Annotated in this window: 14 protein-coding genes; 8 read left to right on the forward strand and 6 right to left on the reverse strand. The window is 61.4% G+C overall.

The window, feature by feature from the left end; translation table 11 throughout:
* From RH950_RS05030 to RH950_RS05055, 6 genes are read right to left on the reverse strand one after another with little or no spacing between them, the layout of a single operon-like run.
* Complete coding sequence (locus tag RH950_RS05030) at positions 1–912, reverse strand: dihydrodipicolinate synthase family protein (RefSeq protein ID WP_350054336.1); 912 nt, start codon at positions 910–912, stop codon at positions 1–3.
* Positions 909–2,084: an L-rhamnonate dehydratase gene (locus RH950_RS05035; protein ID WP_350054337.1), complete on the reverse strand. Its 1,176-nt coding sequence runs from the start codon at positions 2,082–2,084 to the stop codon at positions 909–911. Before RH950_RS05035 ends, RH950_RS05030 begins: the two co-directional genes overlap by 4 nt.
* 26 nt (positions 2,085–2,110) lie before the next feature.
* The gene (locus RH950_RS05040; RefSeq protein ID WP_350054339.1) at positions 2,111–3,592 is read right to left on the reverse strand and encodes a tripartite tricarboxylate transporter permease; all 1,482 of its coding nucleotides are present in this window, start codon (positions 3,590–3,592) and stop codon (positions 2,111–2,113) included.
* 13 nt (positions 3,593–3,605) lie between these two features.
* The gene (locus RH950_RS05045; protein ID WP_350054341.1) at positions 3,606–4,157 is read right to left on the reverse strand and encodes a tripartite tricarboxylate transporter TctB family protein; all 552 of its coding nucleotides are present in this window, start codon (positions 4,155–4,157) and stop codon (positions 3,606–3,608) included.
* 15 nt (positions 4,158–4,172) lie between these two features.
* A complete protein-coding gene (locus RH950_RS05050; protein ID WP_350054343.1) occupies positions 4,173–5,123 on the reverse strand; it encodes a Bug family tripartite tricarboxylate transporter substrate binding protein in 951 nt (316 codons plus the stop codon).
* A gap of 38 nt (positions 5,124–5,161) precedes the next feature.
* Positions 5,162–6,568: an NAD(P)H-dependent oxidoreductase gene (locus RH950_RS05055; protein ID WP_350054345.1), complete on the reverse strand. Its 1,407-nt coding sequence runs from the start codon at positions 6,566–6,568 to the stop codon at positions 5,162–5,164.
* A gap of 151 nt (positions 6,569–6,719) precedes the next feature.
* Between RH950_RS05055 and RH950_RS05060 the strand changes: the two genes are divergently transcribed.
* The 8 genes from RH950_RS05060 (at position 6,720) to RH950_RS05095 (ending at position 20,548) form a co-directional block, all read left to right on the forward strand.
* A complete protein-coding gene (locus tag RH950_RS05060; RefSeq protein ID WP_350054347.1) occupies positions 6,720–8,225 on the forward strand; it encodes a UxaA family hydrolase in 1,506 nt (501 codons plus the stop codon).
* A gap of 734 nt (positions 8,226–8,959) precedes the next feature.
* On the forward strand, positions 8,960–10,069 hold the full coding sequence (locus RH950_RS05065; protein WP_350054349.1) for a helix-turn-helix transcriptional regulator: 1,110 nt from the start codon (positions 8,960–8,962) through the stop codon (positions 10,067–10,069).
* A 319-nt stretch (positions 10,070–10,388) separates the two neighbouring features.
* A complete protein-coding gene (locus RH950_RS05070) occupies positions 10,389–11,615 on the forward strand; it encodes an SDR family oxidoreductase (protein WP_350054351.1) in 1,227 nt (408 codons plus the stop codon).
* On the forward strand, positions 11,612–15,394 hold the full coding sequence (locus tag RH950_RS05075; RefSeq protein WP_350054353.1) for a beta-ketoacyl synthase N-terminal-like domain-containing protein: 3,783 nt from the start codon (positions 11,612–11,614) through the stop codon (positions 15,392–15,394). The genes RH950_RS05070 and RH950_RS05075 overlap by 4 nt, the downstream gene beginning before the upstream one ends.
* Before the next feature lie 107 nt (positions 15,395–15,501).
* Positions 15,502–16,131 (forward strand): hypothetical protein, encoded by a 630-nt coding sequence (locus RH950_RS05080; protein WP_350054355.1) that lies wholly within the window; start codon positions 15,502–15,504, stop codon positions 16,129–16,131.
* Entirely contained in the window at positions 16,124–17,845 is a 1,722-nt protein-coding gene (locus tag RH950_RS05085) for an SDR family NAD(P)-dependent oxidoreductase (protein ID WP_350054356.1), read from the forward strand. The genes RH950_RS05080 and RH950_RS05085 overlap by 8 nt, the downstream gene beginning before the upstream one ends.
* Before the next feature lie 46 nt (positions 17,846–17,891).
* Positions 17,892–19,496 (forward strand): PfaD family polyunsaturated fatty acid/polyketide biosynthesis protein, encoded by a 1,605-nt coding sequence (locus RH950_RS05090; protein WP_350054358.1) that lies wholly within the window; start codon positions 17,892–17,894, stop codon positions 19,494–19,496.
* Positions 19,493–20,548, forward strand: coding sequence for a 3-oxoacyl-ACP synthase III family protein (locus tag RH950_RS05095; protein WP_350054360.1), 1,056 nt, complete (start codon positions 19,493–19,495; stop codon positions 20,546–20,548). Before RH950_RS05090 ends, RH950_RS05095 begins: the two co-directional genes overlap by 4 nt.
* Positions 20,549–20,560 lie beyond the last annotated feature (12 nt).

Consider the following 20,560-nt stretch of genomic DNA (forward strand, 5'->3'; position numbering starts at 1 on the left):
CTACCTTCCCCATGAGAGAACCACCGGATCGAGCGGCCGGATCAATCTCAGCAACAACTCGCGGGTTTCAGGATGTAGCGGCGGAATTGGATGGCGGCAAGTGTCGGACCGGATCACCCCGCCCTCCATCATGGCAGCCTTGGCCGAGCGGAAGCCGCATTGACGGTTCTCGTGATTGATCGCGAGCGCGACTCTTCCGTAGGCCTCGATCGCGCCGTCCAGATCACCGGCCCGGTGCTTCTCGAGCACCGGCTTGATCCGGTCGGGGATCATCGCCGACGTCATGGTGCCGGTCGCCCCGGCGTCGAGATCGGCCAGAAGGGTGATCGCTTCCTCGCCGTCGAACGGTCCCTCTACGGCGTCACCGCCCTCGGCGATCAGGGCGCGCAGTTTAGCGGCGGCCTGAGGGCATTCGATCTTGAACAGTTTCACCATCTCGATCTCGCGCGCCATCCTTACCAGCAGGGGCACGGAAAGCTCGACGCCGGAGAGCGGGGCATCCTGCACCATGACCGGCAGGCCGACATCGCCAACCCGTGCGAATTGCTCGAAGGTCTGTTCCGGTGTGCCTTTCAGCAGGGCGCCGTGATAGGGCGGCATCATCATGACCATGCTCGCACCATGGGTCCTTGCGTGCCTGGCGCGGGCAATGGCGATATCGGTTGCATAATGGCTGATTGTCACGATGACCGGCAGGCGCCCGGCCATGTGCGCGAGCGCGCGCTCGGTGAGGGCGCGCCGCTCCTCGTCCGAGATCAGGAACTGCTCGGAGAAATTGGCAAGGATGCAGATCCCGTCATTGCCCTGGTCCACCATGCAATCGATCACGCGATTCATGCCGTCATAGTCGACCGATCCATCCTCGTTGAACGGCGTCGGCGCGACAGGCCAGATTCCGGAATAACGGGTCATTCGATGATCTCGAAATGTTCGAGGTGCCGGTCGGTGATCTCGATGCCGAGTCCCGGTGTGTCGTCGTCGAGCTGCAGGAATCCGTCTGTTGCCTCCGGATCGCCGTCGAAGATGTAATAGAAGAGCTCGTTGCCGACTTCGACGTCGTGGACGGGGAAATACTCGGAGATCGGGCAGTTCACGTTGGCCATGGTCAGATGGTAGTTGTGCGCCTGACCGGCATGCGGAATCACCGGGATCTGCGCCGCCTCGGCGATCGCGTTGATTTTCTGTGCGGCGGTAATGCCGCCGACACGGTTGGTGTCGTACTGCAGCACGCTGACCGCCTTTCGGTTGACGAGGTCGGCACAGCCGATCACGGAGAATTCGTGCTCGCCGCCGGAAATCGGCACGATGCCCATCGCGTTCAGTTCCGCATAGCCGGCGACATCGTCGGCTATCACCGGTTCCTCCAGCCAGCGCGGCTCGAATTTCTCGAGCTTCGGCAGCATCCGTTTCGCATAGTCGAGGTTCCACCCCATGTAGCATTCGAGCATGAGATCATTGTCGTAACCGATCACCTCGCGGACGGCCTCGACCCGTTTCAGATTCTCCCGGATCCCCGGCATGCCGTCTTTCGGACCGTATCCGAAACGCGACTTGTAGGCCTTGTAGCCGTTCTTCATCGCCTCTTCGGCTTCCTTCTGCATCTGCGCCACGGGGCCGGCATAGAGCTTGGAATAATAGACCGGGATCTTTTCCTTGGTGCGGCCGCCGAGGAGCTTGAAGACCGGTTTGCCAACGAGCTTTCCCATCAGGTCCCAGATCGCGATGTCGATGGCGGAGATCGCGGTCATGCCGATGCCCTTGCGCCCCCAGGCATGAGAGCGGCGGTACATCTTTTCCCAGATATAGGCGTAGTCGAATGGATCCTCGCCGACCACCAGCGGGGCGTACCAGTCGTCGATAGCCTTCTTGACGATGGTCGGGGCGAGCGCCGCATTGCCAATGCCGATGGTGCCGTCCTCTGCCTCGACCTCGCAGGTCAGCCATTGGTGGAACCGGAAGGACGCCATGGCATCGCCCTTGACCCAGAGCGCATCCGAAGCGTTGGTGCAGAAATTGCCGGACGGGGGTACCGTTGGCCCCGTCCAGGTCCAGACCCGGGTGCGAACGGATTTGATCTTGGTCATCTTTTACTCCTTGCGAATATCGTCTCTCAGGCGGGGCGGCGCTTGAGGCGCGCCATGATCCCCGGGCCGCACAGGCTGAGAATGGAAAGGATGATGAAGAGCAGCGCGAGCGGCTGGGTAAAGATCAGCCACCATTGTCCGTCGAACATCTTGAGAGAGTTCTGCAGATTGGTCTCGACCATATGTCCGAGAATCAGGCCGATGGCCACGGGGGCGACGGCAAATCCGAAGCGCCGCATGAAGAAGCCGATCACCCCGAAGATCATGACGAGCCATACATCCATCATCGACTGGTTCAGCGCATAGGCGCCGATGATTGAAAGCGCGAAGACAATCGGCCAGAGGATGGGGATGGGGATCAGCGATACGCGGGCGAACTGCTTGGCGAAGAACAGGCCGATCACGAGAAAGGCGATGTTGGCCATAAGCATGGCGCCGAAAATGCCATAGACCGTATCGACCTGTTCGGTGAAGAGATAGGGACCTGGACGCAGACCATGCACCAGAAGCCCGACCAGGATCACTGCGGCCGTTCCCGAGCCGGGAATGCCCAGCACCATGGTCGGTACCATGGCGCCGCCGGTGGCCGCGTTGTTGGCAGCCTCGGCGCCGGCAATCCCTTCGATGGACCCTTTTCCGAACTCTTCGGGGGTCTTCGACCAGCGGCGTGCTTCCGAATAGCCTATCATCGAGGCGACGGTGGCACCCTCTGCAGGCAGGATGCCGACGAAGGTTCCGATGCCGCAGGACCGCAGAATGGTGCGCCAGATCTTACGGTAATCCTCGCGAGTGGGGAGCTTGATTGCGTTCATCCGCACACCGACAGATATGTTCTTCAGATTGCCCGCCTGCACGAGAAGCTCGGACATGGCAAAAAGTCCGATCATGACGGAGATGAAATCGAGTCCTTCATAGAGTTCGTAATTGCCGAAAATGAAGCGCTCGATCGAAGTCGACTGGTCGGCCCCGATGGTGGCGAGCCAAACACCGAAGACACCGCCGATCAGGTTCTTCACCGCGCCGCCATCGGAAATCGTGGCGAGCATCGACAGCCCGAACAGCGTGAGGGCGAAATATTCCGGCGGGCGGAATTCGTAGGCGACGCTGGCCATGAGCGGGGCGGCAATGGCGAGCGCGATGACGGAGAAAATGCCGCCGATCGTCGAGGACACCACCGCAACGCCGAGCGCCCGGCCTGCTTCCCCGCGCTGCGCCAGGGGATAGCCGTCAATGCAGGTGACCGCCGAAGACGAGGTGCCCGGTGCGTTGATGAGGATGGCGGTGATCGAGCCGGCGAAAGTCGCCGAGACATAGATTGTGGTCAGAACGGTGATCGCGTGAACCGGCTCCATCGTCAGCGTAAAGGACAGCAGGAGGGCGGCGCCGGTCGTGGCCCCGAGGCCGGGTAGCGCGCCGATGATCACGCCGACGACCGTGGTAACGATCACGAGGAAGATCAGGTAGGGGTCAAGGAAGACCGCTCCCATCGCTGCAACAGCGTCAAGCATCGCCCGGGTCTCCTCAGCCGTAATAGTGGTTGGTCAGCCAGCCGCGCGGAAAGCGCACTTCCAGCACGAGGTCGAAGAACAGAAGGATCGTTACGGGAGTCAGCACGGCCAGAAGCAGGGCGACCCAGACACGGCGCTCGCCCCAGAGCATGCATTTCGCGAAGATGGTTATCCCGAGGGCCAGCATCATGTCCGCCAGGGTGCTGACGATCGCAAACATGGCCATCAGGGCGATCGTGATCCAAGTCATGGGCTCGAGCGGGGCGCGGGGTTCGGGTGGGGTCCGAAAGGTTTCGCGGGTCAGAAACAGGTTCAGGATCGCGATCACGATCATGAGAAAGATCGGGAAGGCGCGCGGCTGCATTCCGGAGCCGACGAAGGCGGGAAGGGCCTTATCGAAGGTCAGCGCGATCCCGGTCACGCCGGCGGCGAAGACGAAGATGCCGACGGGCAGGATCTTGTCTGCCAGAGCAGGTCGGCGCGCGCCCTCGGGCGACGGCCGATCCGGTAACGGATCGGCCGTCGCTTCCGACGGTCCGCCTGGGATTTGTGAGGTCTCGGACATCGTCGGAGGTTTCACTTATTTCATGCCTAGTTCTTCGAGGGCCGGTCCCATGGCTTTCACCATGTCCGACATCTGCTTGCCCCAGGCGTCAGCGCCGACGACCGAGCTTGCATCGAGACCGACCGAGTTCAGGAAGGCCTGGTAGGCGGAGTGCCGCATGGCCTTGAGGAGTTTCTCCTCGAGGATGGCCGCCTGCTCATCCGAGATGGTGGCCGGCGCGACAAAGCCGCGGATGGTCGAGAAGCTGACCGGGACACCGAGCGCATGCGACGTCTTCGCATTCGGGATCGTGCTCATCGGGTTTTCGGAAAGGATGATCTGCGGGCAGATGTCGCCTGCATCGATCTGAGATGCGGCTTCCGCGAGGTTGAGGACGCCAACATCGACGGATCCCGCGACAAGCTGGGTGGCAACCTCGCCACCACCGGAGAAGGGAACGATGTTCGGCTGGATCAGGCCGCCTTCCTTGGCGAAGACATAGGTGGAGATCTGGTCGATATCGCCGAGATTGGCGGTGCCGAACTTGACCGCCGTGCCTTTCATGGCCTCGAGCAGCTTCTCCGGCGAATTGTACGCGCTGTCGCAGCGGGTCATGAAGATCTGGGGATCGTCCGTCCCGCGCGCGATCGGACGCATGTCCTCGAGCTTGAGGCCGGTCTTTCCGGCGGCCATCTGGATCGCGTGACCGCTGGTGAAGGTCATCAGCAGGTGGTCATTATCAATGTTGCTCTGGAAATAGTTCATCGCGACGACGCCGGCACCGCCGCGCTTGTTGACGACGACCATGTCCTGGCCGAGCACACGACGGCCACGGAGCATCATCATCCGCGTGGTCACATCCGTCCCGCCGCCCGCGCCGGCATGGGTGATGACCTCGATGGTCTTGCTTGGATAATCGTCGGCGATGACTGGCGCGGCGGTCAGCACGACAAGTGCGGCTGCCGTCATTTTAAGAATGGTCTTCATTTTATGGTTCCTCCCTTGGATGTTGGATTCTGGTTCGTCTATTCCCGGACCCCATTCTGGTTTGATCCGAAAAATCTTTCGTCCTGCCACCGTCTCAGCGCGAGCAGGTCGCTGCCCTCGGCGATCTTGAGATCGCCCATCCTGATGGTTTCTCCGGCTGGAACGGTGCGCGTGAGTGTCTGGTTCGCGGCCAGATAAAACGGCGCCGGGGCGTCGTCATTCAGCGCACGGGCGGGCAGCATTCGCGCTGCGACGTTCTCGATCGTGTGGTGATGGCCCCCCATGGAGAGCACGGTTCCCGCCGGCAGATTGGCCGTCGCGACCGCCACCAGGTCGACCTGGTGCGCCGGTTCGGCGCCGCCATTCGTCTCATTCAGGATCGCGGCGTCGAGCAGCGTCGTGACCGCCTCGACGCCGAGAAGATGACGCGGGGTCGCAAGCATGGCGGTCCGACCGTCGGGCGAGAGGATGTGTCCTTTCTCGCCGAGCATCGTCCAGGTTTCGGAATCGCCGCAGCGGACAATGACGAAGACTCCGCCGGCGAGACTGAGTTCGGTCGGCAGGCGCAGGCAGTGGAACACGTCCAGCACGCCCTTCCTGCTGAAGAGGCCGCCCTCGGCCTCCGGGCGAAACAGCGCGGGCACTTCCTGGATGCGGGCGACCGGCGCATGCAGGTCGGCACGATCTGGCATGAGGCCCGTCGCATTGGCCACCACGCTCAGCTCGCAAAGGTCCGGAACCGCGCGCTGGTTGTACATTGACAGGGCGCGCGCGCGGGCGCCGACTCTCGTCGGCAGATCTGTTGTGTCGCCGTCGAGCGTGCCGGCGAGTTCCGGGACCGCGGTCTCGACGCCATTGCAGGTCACCCGGCCGGTCTTCGGGTCGAAGACGAAGTCGTACTCGCTCGATTTGCCGGCGGCGAGGATTTCGAGACCGAGAATGCGAGCCCAGCTGATGAGGCTGATGAGCAGGCTGGGCTGGTCACCGTCGACCGGGGTCGAGACGCGGCCGCGTTCCCGTGCCATCAGCGCGAGACCCGGGCCGACCACGCTGTCGACTTCTTTGGAGACGACGGCAACGTGACGGTCCCGCTCCACCGCGAGGCGCGCATGGCGCGCGCCGGCCTCGGGATGCCCGGTGGCCTCGACCAGAACCGAGAACGGCAGATCGATCACCGTCGCCAGGTCGTCGCTGACAATGGTTGCTCCGCTCTTCCAGGCGGCGTCTGCCTCCGCACTGTCGCGGCAGACGGCGATGGAATTCTCGGGATAACCGAGGCTGCGAAGAGCGGCGACCGCGATCTCGGGGTCCCGCTCCACCACGAGTCGTACCGACAGCAGGGGTATGGCTGCGCTTTGCGCCAGGAGGCTCCTGCCGAATCCACCGGCACCGGCGAGGCAAACCTCGACTGTTTCGGCTCCCTTGTATCTCAGTTCGTAATTCACCGGCTTGTTTCCGCCAGGTTGAAAGATGACGATTCAGTACCATCATGTTTGGTATATTGGAATACCAAAATACCATTTTTATCGAATCGGTTCGGTGCTATCTACAGATCGCGCATCAGCCGCTCCCGCAGCCGCATCCAAGGAGAGACCCATGCAGGCCCATGTCCGACTGGACGAGTCCGACAACGTCGTCACCGCCACAAGGGCGCTGGAGTCGGGATCAAGAATCGAGAGCGTCGCCGTAAATGGACTGGTGCCGGCGGGGCACAAGGTCGCCACTGTGAGAATTCCGACAGGGGAGCCGGTCAGAAAATATGCGCAAGTGATCGGCTATGCGGCGACCGACATTTCGCCCGGCGACCATGTGCACATGCATAATCTGGAATTCCGCTCCGTCGATCAGGGCTATGAATTCGCGACCAACCTGCGGCCGGTGCCGCAACCGGAGCGGTGCGACACGTTCATGGGGTACCGCCGCGACACCGGCCAAACCGGTACGCGCAACTACATCGCCATCCTGACCAGCGTGAATTGCTCGGCCACCGCGGCGCGCATGATGGCAACGCATTTCACGCCGGAACGGCTGGCCGCTTATCCGAATGTCGATGGTATCGTGGCCTTCGTGCATGGCACCGGGTGTGCCATGGGGGGTGACGGAACCGGCTTTGAGGCCTTGCAGCGGGTGCTCTGGGGCTATGCGCGTAACCCGAATGTCGGCGGCGTATTGATGGCCGGCCTTGGCTGCGAGATGATGCAGATCGACTGGCTGATCGAAGCCCATGGCCTGAAACCGGGTCCGACCTTTCGGCCAATGAATATCCAGGACAGGGGCGGCCTGCGCAAGACCGTGGAGGCAGGCATCGCCACGATCGAGGAAATGCTGCCGCTGGTCAACAAGGCGCGGCGCGAGGAATGCCCTGCCTCGGAACTCATGGTTGCCCTGCAATGCGGCGGGTCCGACGCCTGGTCCGGCATCACGGCAAATCCGGCAGTCGGGCATGCCTGCGACCTCCTGGTGGCGCAGGGCGGCACGGGTGTCCTCGCGGAAACGCCGGAGATATACGGCGCGGAGCATCTTCTGACCGCCCGGGCGTCCGACCGCAGGGTTGGCGAATCCCTGCTCGATCTGATTCGCTGGTGGGAGGATTATGCGGAACGCAATCGGGGATCGATGGACAACAACCCCTCCCCCGGAAACAAGAAGGGTGGCCTGACGACGATCCTGGAAAAGAGCCTCGGCGCCGCCGCAAAGGGCGGGACGACGCCATTGCGCGGCGTGTACCGCTACGCCGAACCGATCACGAGCAAGGGCTTCACCTTCATGGACAGCCCGGGCTACGACCCGGCGTCGGTGACCGGGCAGATCGCGTCCGGCTGCAACCTTGTCTGCTTCACCACCGGCCGTGGTTCGACCGCCGGCTATAAGCCGTCCCCCTCCATGAAGGTGGCGACGAACTCGGAAATGTATGGCCGCATGGAGGAGGACATGGACGTGAATGCCGGGCGTATTCTCACCGGCGACGCCTCTGTCGAGGAGGTTGGCCGGGAGATCTATGAAATGTGGCTCCGGATGGCGTCGGGCGAGATGTCGAAGTCCGAAGCGCAGGGGCTTGGCGATTTCGAGTTCGTGCCGTGGCAGATCGGTGCCGTGATGTAGCAACGCCTGCTGGCTTGCCACCCGGCGGGTCAGGCGGCACCTTCGACCGGCGCTCGCACCGTGCGGCGATCACGCTCGTTTCTCCCGAAACAATATGCTGACGGGGCATGACTGCCATCGTCGATCACGGCCCAGTAGGGCTCGGTTTCCTGGCGCGACTGATGCCGAAAGGTTGTGCGCGATAAGGCACATCTTTTGGACTGTGTCTGCGGCAGATACGGATGCGACGCTGATTCTGGAACGGTGACCGCGCAAAGCCGGCTATGTATTTGACGGTCGGCCTCTCCGGAGCGGGAAGCGTTCGATTAGAAGAGATTAATCGAGTGCCTAATTCAAAACCGTAGGCCATAGACCAAATTGTGCCTTCGAAACAAAATATATATCAAGGCCTTAGCGTACGGCTCGCTAAGGCCATCTTTGCGTCTGGAAGCTAAATGGAAGCCGCTGAAGGTTCCAGGATCCGGCAAGGGATTCCTTATGCGCCCGGTTGGATCAACAGGATAAGACAGGGAGCTTTGTCCCGCTGCAGCGGCGGCCAGGCAGCAATTGTTGCTCCGTAAGGTATGCAGGGCATCCCTTGCATCTCCCGCATACATAGAGCATCAAAGAAACTGGAGTCCGCTGCGGGGCCGAGAAGACAGTCGCATTGCGCTTCTCATTTTGAAGTCCCTACGCAACTCGAATGTTCTTTCGGCGCACTCTTGCCGCCCTGCGTTGCATGATTTGGATTGCGAATGACCGATGTGACGAAAGGTGATGCGCCGTCGGGGCAAGAAGAGAGCGGATTGCCCGCGAATGCCGAATCTCCGAACGCTGATCCGCTGCCCCATGCGCGTTTCACGCTGGATGGTGTTCCCGAAAAAGAGCGCTACGACCTCTGGCGCGACAGCATTTCCTGCATTTTCGAGGTCGAAGCTGAACGCGATATCCGGCAGGGGCCGTTCGAGGCCTCGATCGACGCGAATCTGTTCGGTTCCATCATGCTGGCGCGGACCCAGACGCTCGAACAGAGATGGAGCCGGACTCCCGCACTCATGGCGAAGGACGGCATGGATCACTACATGATCCAGGTGTACGAGCATGGCGACATGCTCTGGGAGACACAGGAAGGCACCCGGTCCTTTCCGAAACACGGGCTGGTTATTTTCGACCTGGCGGAGCAGGTCGTCACCCGGACAAACAACTTCTCCAATCTCTCTCTCTTCATTCCCCGTACCATGCTTGATGAGCAATTGAAGGATCGCGGGAATCAACATCTCAGGGTGCTGACCGCCGAAGAGCCGATGGTGCATCTCCTGCGCGATCACATGGTGTCGCTTAAATCGCTCTCTTCCCAGATGACCGCGCGCCAGGCCGTCGAGATCTCGCCGGCGACGATCGGCCTGGCGGCGGCCTGCCTGAATGCCGTCATATCACCGGACGATCCACGGCAGAGTTCCGGGGCGTCCATGGCCCGAATGACCATTGTCCGGCGCCTCATCGAAGCCAACCTCGGAAACCCGGAACTGACCGTGGACTGGATCACCGGCAAGGTCGGGCTGTCGCGTACCAAGCTCTACGAACTCTTCGAGCAGCTGGGCGGCGTCACCAAGTATATCCGGGAGCGCCGGCTTCGGCGTGCACTCATCATGCTTACCGACAAGGCCAGCGCACATCTCTCGATCTATGACGTTGCGATGGAAGCGAGCTATGCCAGTGACGCGGCATTCGTGCGGGCCTTCCGGGCCCGATACGGAGTAACGCCGGGGGACGTGCGCGCAGCGGGTCACCGGCTGCTGGTTGCCGAAGGACTGAAGACGCGGGGCGTGGATCGGCGGCACGAGGCCTGGGTGCATGATCTTTGATGCCAATCCTGCTGGCGCAAATACTCCGGTGACGTGATTCAGATACCCGCCCGGCGGCGGACAGCCTGCATGACAAACTGACCCCCAAACAAGCCGGTGGACACCGGCCGCACTTTCATGCCGGCAGATACCCGCCCCGTCCGCCAACCGGCGGCGACGGCCGATGAAGCGTTTGTAAGTGATTTCGATCAAATACGGACGATGTGTACAAATTTCCGGACACCTTGCAGGCAGCGCGCATCTCAACCTCCTAGATTCCCTTGCTGAAAGGTCTCGGCTTTCCCGAACGAAGACGTGCGGTGGAAATTGAGCAAGGGCGATGGCGATGCTTGGTCAGGAAGAGATTGCGGCTGAGATCACGCTGGATGGCGATATCGTTCCGTCCGGTGACTACAAGAACGTCGCGACGCCAAAGACGGTATTGCTGACAGGCGGGACGGGATTTCTCGGCGCTTTCGTGATCGCGGATCTGCTGCGCCTGACGCAGGCACGCATCTACTGTCTTGTCAGGGCGGATAGTGCGGCTGCGGCAATGCAGCGACTGCTGGACAATCTGGCATATTACGGATTGCCCACAGAGACGGCTGCGTCCCGTCTCTTTGCCGTTGCCGGCGACCTTGAACAGCCCGAGCTGGGCCTGGATTTCGAGACCCATTCCTTTCTCGCCGAACATGTCGACACGATCTATCACATGGCCGCGTCCGTCAGTTTCATGTCCGGCTACGAGAAGATCAGGGACATCAATGTCAATGCGCTGAAACATGTGCTGCGTCTGGCATGTCTGCGGAAGACAAAGGCTGTTCACTACGTCTCGACCTATGCGGTTTTCAACTCGGATGCCTATACGCTGGCCGAGACGGTCTATGAAACCGATCTTGCGGGATGTGGCACGGGTTTCATTCGCGGATATGACCAGTCGAAATGGGTCGCCGAGAAAATATGCCAGCTTGCCCGGGATCGCGGGATCCCGATCAACATCTACCGGGCGGGGTTCATCTCCGGGGACAGTTTCTCCGGCACGCACAACAAGATGGATCCGATCGCACTTCTGTTTGCGGTTGTTCTCAATAACAGGAGCGCCTTCGAGATCGACCTGCTTCTCCATCTGACGCCGGTCGATTACTGCAGCCTGGCAATGGTCAAGCTCTCGCTCAATCCGGACGCGCAGAACAAGACATTTCATCTCGTTCAGGAACATCCGATCAATTGCATGGATCTGCTGAATTGGCTGCGTGAGGAAGATCACGAGATCGAATTTGTCGCGTTCGCGGACTGGTACGATCGTCTCAAAGCTCTGTGCCGGCGGAAGCCGGGGTTTTTTCCCGTCCTTTATTTGTTCAGCCTGAAGGAAAACCAGTCTTTCGGCGACGGGGAGAACATCTCGTCCCTGCGGTTCGACAGCGAGAATGTGAAGCGTTATCTCGACCCGATCTATCAGTGCCCGAAGCTCGAACGGACGATCCTGCGGCGTTATTTCGATTATATTTCCGCGCCGGAGCGCGAGTATCAGGCCCTGCCCGCGGTGCCGGCGGCGGTGAACGCATGAAGCCGGCATCCTGCCCCATAGCCATTATCGGGCTTTCAGGCGCCTTCGCCCAATCGGCGAATCTCGGGGAATATTGGGAGAATATCCTTCTCGAGGTCGACAGCATCACGGATGTGCCGGAGTCCCAGTGGTCGGTCGAAGATTATTTCGACCCTGATCCGCGCGCCGCCGACAAGACCTACTGCAAGCGTGGCGGGTTTCTTCCGGAAATCGACTTCAATCCCATGGAGTTCGGCCTGCCGCCGAACATTTTGGAGATCACCGACATCTCCCAGATCCTGTCCCTGGTCTTCGCCAAACAGGCCCTCGCGGATGCCGGGTACGGTGAGAGCAATCCGCTCGCGGAGACCACGGGGGTGGTCCTCGGGGCCAGTTCGCTGAAGCAGATCACGCCGCTGGCCAGCCGCCTGCAATATCCGATCTGGAAACGTGTCCTGCGCGCCAGCGCCGTGCCGGAAGACGAGATCGACAGCATCATCGAGAAAATGAAGCTCGCCTATGTCTCGTGGCAGGAGGATTCCTTCCCGGGATATCTGTCCAATATCGTGTCGGGACGAATCGCCAACCGCCTTGATCTGGCAGGTATCAATTGCACGCTCGATGCGGCCTGCGCCTCCTCCATGGCGGCCCTGCAAATGGCCATGTACGAGCTGCAAAGCCATAACAGCGACATGATGATTACGGGGGGCGTGGACACCAACAACAGCATCATGGCGTTTGTCAGCTTCAGCAAGACGCCGGCCTTTACCGCAACGGACCATATGCGGCCGTTCGATGCGGAGTCGGACGGCATGCTCATTGGCGAAGGTCTCGGATTGCTCGTGCTGAAGCGTCTTGAGGATGCCGAGCGGGACGATGACCGTATCTATGCTGTGATCCACGGGCTGGGTGCCTCAAGCGACGGAAGATCAAAAAGTATTTACGCGCCGCGGGGGGAAGGGCAGGAACTTTCGGTCCGCAGGGCCCTGGCGAATTCGGGGTTTCCGCCGTCGACGATCGGTCTTGTCGAGGCGCATGGAACCGGCACGCCAGCCGGCGATCCGACGGAAGTTTCGGCACTGAGCCGTGTCTTCGGGGAAGACAACGAGCTCGGACAATGCATTGCCCTCGGGTCGGTCAAATCGCAGATCGGCCACACCAAGGTCGCGGCCGGGGCAGCCAGCCTGATCAAGGCTGCGCTGGCGCTGCACCACAAGGTCCTGCCGGCGACGATCAATGTCGAAAACCCTCACCCGAAGCTCGAGCTCAGCAAGTCGCCTTTCTATCTGAATACCAGCACGCGTCCCTGGTTTTCCCAGTCCCCCAGACGGGCAGGGGTCAGCAGTTTCGGGTTCGGCGGCACGAATTTCCACGCGGTGCTCGAGGAATATACGGCAAAGAAATCCCCGTCGCGGCGGCTGCACTCGACCCCCTATGCGATCCTGCTGCAGGCGCCGGATGAAGAGGGGCTGACAGCCATCTGCCGGGAGGCGGCGGACAGGCTGGGGCGGAGTGACGGGGCATCCGCGTTCCGCAGTCTGGTCGAGGCGTCAAACAGCATTGTCATTCCCGATCACGCGGCGCGCCTGGGATTTGTCGCGAAATCGCCCGGGGAGGCGGTCTCCCTGCTCGAGAGTGCGCTGCAGGCCCTGCGTGCAAGCCCCGGAGCGGACGTGTTTTCGCATCCCCATGGGATTCACTATCGGCGTCGGGGCGTGCCGTCTCAGGGGAAGGTTGTCGCTCTCTTTTCCGGCCAGGGGTCGCAGTATCTGGAAATGGGCAAGTCCCTGAGCATCAACTTTCCCATTATCCACGAAACCTTCGCCGAGATGGACGGGGCGCTTGCCCACCGTGGTTTCCTGCCCATTACGGACACGGTCTTTCCGCAGCCTGTTTTCGAGGAAGCGGAACGACAGGCCCAGGAAGAAAGACTGAGCCAAACGGAACATGCGCAGGCGGCCATCGGTGTGTTCAGTCTGGGGCTCTACAGACTGTTCCGCCAGGCGGGGTTCCGTCCGGATTTCGCGGCAGGCCACAGCCTTGGGGAGTTGACGGCCCTGTGTGCTGCCGGGGCTCTGTCAGAGACAGATTTCATGACGCTTTTGCACGAGCGGGGGCAGGCGATGGCGCAGAAGCCCGATCGTTCCTTCGATTCCGGGACGATGCTGGCCGTCAGCGGCGATGCAGATGCGCTGCAACCGCTCATTGCCGGCCATTCCGGCGTGACGATCGCCAACATCAATTCCGCTTCCCAGTTCGTTGCCGCCGGCACCCGGGACGAGCTGGATGCGCTGAAGGCCGACCTGGCTTCCGCCGGAACCGGTGCGACTTTTCTCCCTGTCTCTGCAGCGTTTCACTCGCGCCGCGTACAGCATGCACAGGCTCCATTCGCGCAGGCGCTGGAACGGGTCGCGTTCTCGCGTCCGCGCGTGCCCGTCTATTCGAACAATACCGGCAGCGCCTATCCCGAAGCCCCGGAGGCGGCGCGTCAGACCCTTGCCGATCACATCGTGAACCCGGTGCAGTTCCGGCGCGAAATCGAAACCATCCACGAGGATGGCGGGGCGATTTTCGTGGAATTCGGCCCGCGCAACATCCTGACCAGGCTGGTTGGCAGCATTCTCGAGGGAAAGCCACACCAGGCAGTGGCGCTGAACCCGAGCAAGTCGAAAGACAGCGACCAACAGCTGCGTGACGCCTATGTCCAGCTCCGCGTTATTGGTCTGGATCTGGCGTCGATCGATCCCGACCAGAAGGCGCCGGACGCCCATGTCGAGCGTCCCCGTTCGACGTTCCGTCTGACCGGGAATGCCTTCGTGGGCAGCAAAACCAGGGCTGATTTCGAGGAGGTGCTCAAGGCTGGCAAGCAATCCAGGCGCGACACCACGGCTCCACCCTTAGCTCACCAGAACGAAAACGATAATCGTGAGTTTCTATTGGAACAGAAAATGAACCGCAGCCAAGAAATGAACCTCAGTGAGCAACGTGCTTTGACGAACGCGGATCTGGGGGGCGACCCGCACCAGACGTATCTGCACAACGTGTCGGATTATTCCGAGAAGTATTTCAGCCTGATGCAGCAATTGTACGGGTTGATCAACAACGCGAACCTCAACCCGCGCGCCCTCGAAGTCTTCGAGCGCGGAATGATGCAGTTCCATGAGCAGCAAAGCATGGCGCAACAGGTGCATGAACTGTATCTGAGCGGAGAGTCCGGGGCGGTAAAAACACAGCGATCATCAACACAGAAATCCCGGCATCTTCTGGCCGTGTCGTCAGATAGCGACACCGAGGCGCCCTACACATCCGCTTCCGATGCACCGCGATCCGAGCCAAGGCCGGAGACGCATCCCGAGCCACCCGCATCCATTGCGCTCGCGGCATCGGCACCCCGGACAGCGCCGCCGCGGGTGGAGATCCGGGACGCGCCGCCGGCCTCCACACTTGCGATCTCCGATCCGATCGGCGAGAGCGCCGATGCAGCGAAACAGGAGCCGCATCCTGTCCGGCCTGCGGCCGATGTCGCGACCGTCCCGGATGAGGAAGGCACGGAAATCATCCTGCTGACAGTCATCAGCGACAAGACCGGTTACCCGCTTGATACGCTGGACGCGAACATGGATCTGGAGGCCGACCTCGGGATCGATTCCATCAAGCGTGTGGAAATCATGGCCGCGCTCGAAGGAAAGCTGGTCGGCAATCTGAGCAATCTGAATTTCGAGAGATTTGCCGAATTGCGGACGGTGTCGCAGATCGCCGAATTCCTGGATGCATCGAAAAAAAAAACTTCAGTCAACTGAGCGGCCCGGATGGTGATCCTGCCGGCGGAGTGATTTCAGTGAACCGCATTGCGCTACGTTATCTTCCAGAACCCGATCGCCTGGAATTTTCCTGGCCTGAAGGCTGCGTGTGCGTTGTTCACGGTCACGGGGGCGATTTCGCCGGGGAGTTGGCCAGGCGGCTGGCGGCACGAGGCTGGCAAACCGTCCTTCTGACAAGCGCGCCGATCCCGGTGGTCGAGGGGACGGACGTTTTCCATGCAGATCCGGCCGATCCCGAGAGTCTCGACTTGGCACTGGAGGAAATCCGTCGCGCCTATGGCCGGCTTTCCGCCTATGTCGAAATCACCGCCAGGCCGGAGTCCGGCGCGGCGGACATGCTGTCACATGCCTCCAAAGCACAGCTGAAATCGACGTTTCTCGCGGCGAAAAGCCTCAAACCCCTGCTGACCGATCCAGATCTTCCGCGTGCCTGGCACGTCACGGTGGACCGGTTCGACGGCAAGCTCGGGCTGGCCGGGTCGGGCAGCTCCGCGCGCCGGACCGGTGGCGGGATATCCGGGCTTGCCAAGACACTCGGCCAGGAATGGCCGTCCGTGTTCTGCCGCAACCTGGACCTGCACCCCGATTTCAACCTTGAAGAGGCTGTGGACATTGTCATCGCGGAAATCTTCGATCCCGACTCCTCTCTGGCGGAGGTTGGGCGCCACCCTGAGGGCCGCTTTACCATCGCGGCGGTCGAGGAGAGTCATGCCTAGGCCTCTTCGAGACAATACCTTCCTCGTCAGTGGGGGCGGCCGTGGTGTAACGGCAAGCTGCGTTACGGCATTGGCCCGCGCCCATGGGGGCAAATTCGTTCTTCTCGGGCGCACGGCCATCGATCCAGCTGTTCCGCGTTTCGACTATGCCGGCGATGCGGACCTGAAAGGACAGATCGCAAACCACCTTCGCGGCCAGGGCGAGAAGCCCGCGCCCGCGCTCATCGAGCAGCTTTTCAAGGCTGTCGCTGGAAGAGACGAGATAGAGCGGACACTTCAGTCCGTTTCGGAAGCAGGCGGAGAGGCGGAGTATATAGCCGTCGACATAACCGACACGGACGCCGTGAGGGCGGTGCTGTCCAGATCATCGATCGGGACTGTCACCGGCATCATTCACGGCGCCGGCGCCCTGTCCGACAAACTGATTGAGAACAAGTCGGCGCAGGATTTCGATCTGGTTTACGACGCGAAGATTCTCGGTCTGCGGTCAATGCTGGCCTGCGTCGATCCGGAACGCCTGGAACATCTGGTCCTGTTTTCCTCGATTTCCGGGTTTTACGGCAACCGAGGACAGGCCGACTACGCGATCGCCAACGAGGTGCTCAACAAGTTTGCCCACGCCTTCAAGCGGGATCATCCCGGCTGCCGGACCCTCACCTTCAACTGGGGGCCCTGGGATGGTGGCATGGTCACGCCGCAGATCAGGAGCCTGATGGAGCAAAATGGCGTGACGGTGATGTCGCGCTCCGCCGGCGCCAGGATTTTCGTCGAGACGCTGGAATCCGCAAAGAACGATGTCCAGATCCTGGTGAACGCCTCTTCGCCGCCGGCGCCGGAAATCCAGTCACGGCCCGGCTCGACGCGGCGTGTCACGAGAAGGCTGGATCTGGGGAAAAACCCGTTTCTGCGCGATCACATGATCGGCGGAAAGGCCGTGTTGCCTGCGGCCTGTGCCAGCCTGTGGATGGCCAATGCCTGCCAACAGCTCCATCCCGGCTACCGGTTTTTCCGGCTGTCCGATTTCAGTGTCCTGAAAGGCGTTGTGTTCGACGAGGGGCTGGCGCCGTGCTTTGCACTGGAAGTCGAGGAGATCGAAAGCGCCGAGCACGAGAGGTCGCTGGCGGTGACGATATCCAGCTCTGCTGCCGGTGACAGGCCGCGTTACCACTACCGGGGCGAGGTGCTTCTCAGCCGCACCATTCCCGGCAGACCGGCGGGCGTCCCGGGTGATCTCGCCGGAAAGGCCGCCTTCGCGGCCCTGCGTCCCTATGCGGACGGCATCCTCTTTCACGGGCCCGTTTTTCAGGCGATCACGAAGGTCATCGATATCACCGGGAGCCGGATAACGGTCGAATGCCGCCACGCGGAGCCCGACCGCAAGGTCATGGGGCAATTCCCTGCGGATGCGTTCAGTTTCGTCGGGTTGGACATTCTGTTTCAGGCGGTCGGTCTCTGGGTCCATGTGCAAGATCAGGCCGCCGCGCTTCCCGCCGGATACGACTCATTTGAATCCTATGCCCCTTTCCCGGGCGATGGCGTCTTTTACGTCACTGCCGACATCCAGACCAAGTCCCCGCACAAGGTCCTGGCGTTCGTCCGCATGCATGATGCCGACGGCAATGTCTATGCGCAGGCGACCGGGGTGAACCTGACGGTCAGCCGGCATCTGAACCAGAAGATGGCCACCGGCAGTGCAATGCTGGAGGCCGGCTGAATGCTGATATGCACTTCGGTTCTCCCGGCGTCCGACGGAGCGCGTCATGGATGACAGCACGCTGCTCGCGATGCCGCGCGTGATCGAGGCGCAACCGCCCGGGGCTTTCCCGGGCCCTGTCGTCGAGGATGGCCGGGCCATGGCCCGGAAGCTGAAAGCGCTCGACCGGGACTGTTACGTGCTGAAGCACGAGGCTGGTCTCGGGTTCAGCCACACCCCTCCCGGATCCGGCACCCAGCTGCTGGCCGTTCTTTCGAAGATGATGCCCGAGCAGTTCGGGGCGGCAAGTTTCCGACGGGACCACGGGCTGAAATACGCCTACATGTCCGGTGCGATGGCCAAGGGGATTGCGGGCGAAGAACTGGTGATCGCGCTGGGCAAGAAGGGGTTTCTGGGCTGTTTCGGAGCCGGGGCATTGCCGTTGCCGCGCGTCGAGGATGCCATCATCAGAATACAGGCCGCGCTCCCCGACCGACCCTATGCCTTCAATTTTCTCCATAGCCCGAGAAAACTGGCGAAGGAAGACGCCACCGCCGACCTGTATCTGAAACACGGGGTAAGGACGGTTGAGGCCTCTTCCTATATCAGCCTGACGCCAAGCATTGTCCGGTACCGCCTGGCCGGGCTGGCCGAGCGCGCGGATGGCAGTGTCGCGATTTCCAACCGGGTCATCGTCAAGGTCTCGCGGGTCGAAGTGGCGGGTCTGTTCATGCAGCCGCCGGACCGTTCGATCGTCAATCAGCTGCTTGAGCAAAGGCGTATCAGCCCGTTGCAGGCCAGGCTGGCGGAACGTGTTCCGATGGCTGACGACATAACGGTGGAAGCCGATTCAGGCGGTCATACAGACAACCGCCCGTTGGTGGTTCTCCTGCCCGCCATGCTCAAACTGCGCGACACCGTGCAGCGGAAACATTGCTACCCGACGGCCGTCAGGATCGGCGCGGCGGGCGGCATATCAACGCCCAGAGCCATCATGGCGGCATTCATGCTGGGGGCGGACTATGTGGTCACCGGCTCGGTCAATCAGTCCTGCGTCGAAGCGCAAACCTCTGCAGCGGTGAAGACCCTGCTGGCGAAAGTCGGCGTGGCCGATGTGGCGATGGCGCCGGAAAGCGACATGTTCGAACACGGATACAGGGTCCAGGCTCTCAAGCAGGGCAGCCTTTATCCGATGCGGGCCCAGAAGCTTTTCGAGACCTACCAGAAGTATGACGGCATCCACGCCATTCCGCCGCAGGAAAAGGCAGCTCTGGAACGGCAGATCTTCAAGGACACGCTGGAGAATGTCTGGGAGCAGACCGTCCAGTTTCTCGCCGGGCGCCAGCAGCATGAGGAAATCGCCCGGGCGGAAAGCCCGAAGGTCAAGATGGCGCTGACTTTCAAATGGTATCTCGGTCAATCGTCGATCTGGGCGGTTCAGGGTGTGCCGGACCGCCAGCTCGATTACCAGGTCTGGTGCGGACCGGCGATGGGGGCATTCAACGACTGGGCGCGGGGGACCTATCTGGAAAGTCTGGAGAACAGACGCGTTGCCGATGTTGCGCGCGTTCTGATGTACGAGGCCGCCTATGCCTTCCGCCTGCAGCAGCTCAATCTGCTGGGGCTTTCCGATCTGGCCGCAACGCTGCCATCCGTCAGGATTCCCTCATGAAAGCGCATTTTTCCTGCTCTCACGTCGCGGCAATCTCTGCCTGCGTGCCGCGTCAAAGCGTCGATCTCGCACAGTTCAAGGATGTATGGGGCGAAAACGAAGTTGCCCAGATCATCGCAAATACCGGGATAACCCGGATCCGTCAGGCTCCCGAGGACGTGACGACGGCCGACCTTTGTGTCTCTGCCGCCGAGGCTCTGTTCGCCGCAACCGACGTCGACCCCCAGTCCATCGACGGGATTGTCTTCGTGTCCCAGACGCCGGACTACGTCATGCCGGCAACCAGTGCCGTGCTGCAGCACCGTCTCGGGCTGGGTCGGGAGACCGTTGCCTTCGACATAAACTATGGCTGTTCCGGCTACATTTACGGGCTGTTGCAGGCCGATATGCTCATTCATTCCGGCATGTGCCGATCGGTTCTGGTGCTGGCGGGCGATACGACAACGCATTTCGTCAATCCCCGGGACCGGGCCCTGAGAATGCTGTTCGGCGACGGTGGCAGCGCGACACTGGTCCTGAGCGGCGGCGATCAACATTCCTATGCCGTGAGGACCGATGGCTCCGGGGCCAAATCCCTGATCATCCCCGCCGGCGGCGCGCGGCAGAAGAGGGACGGGAACACCTGCGTCGCCCGTGCGGCGGAAGACGGCAACTTCCGGAGCGATGAGAATCTCTTCATGGACGGCATCGCGGTGTTGTTCATGGCGCTACGCGATGCCCCCGAAACCATTGGCGAGGCATTGGCTCTCGCGCAGTGGCAAGAGCAGGACGTGACGTTCTACGGCCTGCATCAGGCCAATCGATTCATGATCGAATACCTTGCCCGCAAGATGAAAACCCCCCCGGAGATCACGCCTTTCGCCTGTGAAGGCATCGGCAATACGGGCCCGGCTTCGATCCCGGTCATGCTGGCGAACGATCAGGCCCGGTCACAGGATCCCGGGCGCTATGAAAAATCCGTCCTTTGCGGTTTCGGCGTCGGCTTCTCGGTCGCCGCACTGACCCTGCCGCTGGATACAACCCGGATCCTTGATCTTGTCGAACGCGATTGAACACAACATTGG

The sequence above is a fragment of the Nisaea sp. genome, from assembly GCF_040217065.1.
Classification (GTDB): domain Bacteria; phylum Pseudomonadota; class Alphaproteobacteria; order Thalassobaculales; family Thalassobaculaceae; genus Nisaea.